The organism is Candidatus Viridilinea mediisalina, from assembly GCF_002532535.1.
Lineage (GTDB): Bacteria > Chloroflexota > Chloroflexia > Chloroflexales > Chloroflexaceae > Viridilinea > Viridilinea mediisalina.
The window spans coordinates 1-3561 of the sequence record NZ_NQWI01000214.1 but is presented as its reverse complement, the minus strand read 5'-3'; the positions used below and the strand labels follow the sequence as shown (position 1 = coordinate 3561).

Annotated in this window: 2 protein-coding genes and 1 pseudogene; all 3 read left to right on the top strand. The window is 57.9% G+C overall.

Features of this window, described 5'->3' with window-relative positions; all coding sequences use genetic code 11:
- Positions 1-133: 133 nt before the first annotated feature.
- A pseudogene (locus CJ255_RS21375) lies at positions 134-280 on the top strand (pseudouridine-5'-phosphate glycosidase); the annotation flags it as partial.
- Between the two features lie 243 nt (positions 281-523).
- A complete protein-coding gene (locus tag CJ255_RS21370; RefSeq protein ID WP_097646102.1) occupies positions 524-1561 on the top strand; it encodes a sigma-70 family RNA polymerase sigma factor in 1038 nt (345 codons plus the stop codon).
- A 341-nt stretch (positions 1562-1902) separates the two neighbouring features.
- Entirely contained in the window at positions 1903-2763 is an 861-nt protein-coding gene (miaA, locus tag CJ255_RS21365; RefSeq protein ID WP_097646101.1) for a tRNA (adenosine(37)-N6)-dimethylallyltransferase MiaA, read from the top strand.
- Positions 2764-3561 lie beyond the last annotated feature (798 nt).

Here is a 3561-nt window from a genome sequence, read left to right as displayed (position 1 = left end):
GGAGGCGAGGACGCGAGGACGCGAGGACGCGAGGACGCGAGGACGCGAGGACGCGAGGACGCGAGGACGCGAGGACGTGAGGAGGTGAGGAGGCGAGGACGCGAGGACGCGAGGAGGCGAGGACGTGAGGACGCAAGGTTCTGACGTAACTCCTTTCCTGCTTGCTGCCATAGCTGAGGCGACGAATGGGGAGAGTGTGGCAACGAATGTCGCATTGTTACGCCAAAATGCCGCTATTGCCGGTGCGGTCGCGGTCGCTGCGGCTAACCAGCCTTGGTGAAAAATTGACATATAATTCCTCAAGATTTGCACCGCAAAGTACTTGACAAGTTGCATTTCGACAACTATACTCAACTTCGCAGTCAATAAATTCTTGACGATTGCATGCACCTCTCATCCCCCCCGCCCCACTTAACCCCGCACTGTTGAGTGTAAGTGAAGATCATTTTCTGAGGGCATTGCTCCTTCTCCTTGGGGAGGAGCTGTCTTCTGTACCCTTTTATCCAAGGCTAGGAGCTAAACGATGCTCAAGCGAACGTCGCCCGTTTGGGAACTGACCGAACCGCAGACCCTGGAGCAGGACGCAGAGCTGGAGCCCCTGGCTGAATGTGATGAGCCAGAACATGGTGTTGAGCATAGACGTTCGGGTGAACCAAGCCTCGATGCGGTTCAGCACTACCTTCAAGAGATTGGTCGCGTCTCGTTGCTGACTGCGGGCGAGGAGGTTGAACTGGCTGAACGGATTGAGCGTGGTAATGCGGCTGAGGATCGTTTAACCGAGACATATGAACTGACGTGGGCCTTGCGCCTTGCGCTGGTGCAGGATGTGCAGCTTGGCCACGATGCGCGACGCCATCTGATCCAGGCCAACTTGCGCCTTGTGGTGAGTATCGCAAAGAAATATGTGGGCCGGGGTCTTTCGCTGCTTGATCTCATCCAAGAGGGCAATATTGGCCTGATGCGTGCCGTCGAGAAGTTTGACCATCGCAAGGGCAATCGTTTTAGCACCTATGCCACTTGGTGGATCCGCCAAGCCGTTACCCGTGCGATTGCCGAACAGGGGCGCACCATTCGCTTGCCTGTGCATATGAGTGAATCGGTAAGCCAAGTGAAGCGCACGACCGAACGGCTGGCCCAATCCCTTGAGCGGCAGCCCACCCCTGAAGAGATCGCTCTAGCCCTGGGGCAGCCGGTCGAGCGCATCCGCCGCATCCTTGAAGCCGCCCGCCGCCCGGTCTCGCTCGAGACGCCCGTCGGCGATGAGGGCGAACATACCCTTGGCGATTTTCTTACCGATGAGGAGCTACCCTCACCCTCCGATAGCGCCTCGTCCAAATTGTTGCGCCGCGACCTCTCGGTTGCACTGGATCACCTCAATGAGCGCGAACGCCGCATTATCGATCTGCGCTACGGCCTGCTTGATGGCCGCCGCCGTACCCTTGAAGAGGTAGGACGTACCTTGGGTATGACCCGCGAGCGTGCCCGTCAGATCGAGGCCGAAGCTCTGCGCCGCCTGCGCAGCCCTGATATTGGCCAGCATCTGCGCGATTACCTAGAGTAATACCGATGGTTTCAAACGCACTTTCAGCGTTACTGTCGTAGTGCCGACTTTAGTCGGCCTCCGGGGGTTGTTGGCGATCTCAGCCAACTAAGGGAAGCGGATGTTGTTGATTGCCCCGTTGCGTTGCCACCCTGAGCGAAGGTTCGTAGGAACGTTCCTGTTTACGCCGTCGTAGTGCCGACTTTAGTCGGCTTCCCATCGCTGCCAAAGACCTCAGCCGACTAAAGTCGGCACTACGATAGTCGTAAACCATGAACTATTCAGTATGACAGGCTGCTGGGATGCTTAACAATTTCTGCTTCCCTAAAGTCGACACTACACTGCATTACCGTTGAACAAATATGCCACTCCTCACCGCCATTGTTGGGCCGACCGCAGTGGGCAAGACTGCCCTAGCAATTAAGTTGGCCCAACAACTGGGCGGTGAAATCGTTTCTGCCGATTCGCGCCAGATCTATCGCCACATGGATATTGGCACTGCCAAGCCTACGGCGGAGGAACAGGCTGCCGCACGCCACCATCTGCTTGATCTGCGTGACCCCGATGAGGAGTTTTCGTTAGCTACCTTCCAAACGTTGGCCACTGCTGCGCTTGAGGACATCCTCGCGCGCGGGCGCATGCCGCTGTTGGTGGGCGGAACTGGCCAATACCTCGCGGCCATGCTAGAGGGCTGGCAGATTCCTCGGGTGGCCCCCCAGCCTGCTTTGCGTGCCGCCTTGGAGCAGGAGGCGGCTACGCTGGGCGTGGCAACCCTCCATGCTCGCTTGGCTGAACATGATCCAACTGCTGCTGCCCAGATTGGCCCCCACAACCTGCGGCGTATCGTGCGCGCCCTAGAGGTCTACCTGATTACCGGAGAGCCCATCTCGGCCCAGCAGACCCGCCGCCCGCCCCCGTATCGCATCCGTACTATTTGGCTCACGCGCCCCCGTGAGGAGCTCTATGCCCGCGCCGATGCCCGCGTAGACGCGATGCTCGCCGCAGGGCTCGTTGCAGAGGTTGCCAACCTAGTTGCACAGGGCTACCATTGGCATCTGCCCGCCATGTCCAGCTTGGGCTACATCCAGTTCCGCCCCTACCTCGAAGGCACAAGCAGCCTTGCAGCCTGCCGCGAACGCCTGATCTTCGATACCCATCGTTTCATCCGCCGCCAAATTGCTTGGTTTCGGCGCTTACCCCATGTTGAGGTCTGGACACCATAGGGGAACAGGGGAATAGAGGAACAGGGGAACAGAGGAACAGAGGAACAGGGGAATAGAGGAACAGCAGAACAGGGGAACAGGGGAACAGGGGAACAGCAGAACAGGGGAACAGGGGAACAGCAGAACAGGGGAACAGGGGAACAGAGGAACAGGGGAACAGAGGGACAGACTTAGGGAAGCAGAAATTGTTACGTATCCCAGCAGCTTGTCATGCTGAATAGTACATGGTTCATAGGCATCGTAGTGCCGACGTTAGTCGGCTGAGGTCTTTGGCAGCGATGGGAAGCCGACAGGCATCGTAGTGCCGACGTTAGTCGGCTGAGGTCTTTGGCAGCGATGGGAAGCCGACAGGCATCGTAGTGCCGACGTTAGTCGGCTGAGGTCTTTGGCAGCGATGGGAAGCCGACTAACGTCGGCACTACCTACGGCGCAAACAGGAATGTTCCTACGAACCTTCTCCCAGGGCGGCAACGCAACGGGGCAATCAACAACATTCGCCTCCCTTACCATTCGCTTGTTGTGCATCGCCACAAAAGAACGCAGAGAAACGCAGCAACTGCTTCCCATACTCAATGAGCCTGCGCATGCTACAATGTACCAGATTGAGCAGGAGGCGCTCGGCACTATTTTCTATTTTCTCACGTTCTACCTCCTAGAGGCGTGCGGCACTATTTGTTAGCGCGAAAAAGCCTTGGGCTCGTAGGGATGCGTCGCGTTGGCTGAGCCTGTCGAAGCCACCGCGACGTTGGCTTCGACAGGCTCAGCCAACGTCACGGCCCAGAGCTTTTTCGCGCTAAC

Coding starts and splice junctions, on each gene's coding strand:
- CJ255_RS21370 (WP_097646102.1), top strand. CDS start 524: ATGCTCAAGCGAACGTCGCCCGTTTGGGAACTGACCGAACCGCAGACC.
- miaA (WP_097646101.1), top strand. CDS start 1,903: ATGCCACTCCTCACCGCCATTGTTGGGCCGACCGCAGTGGGCAAGACT.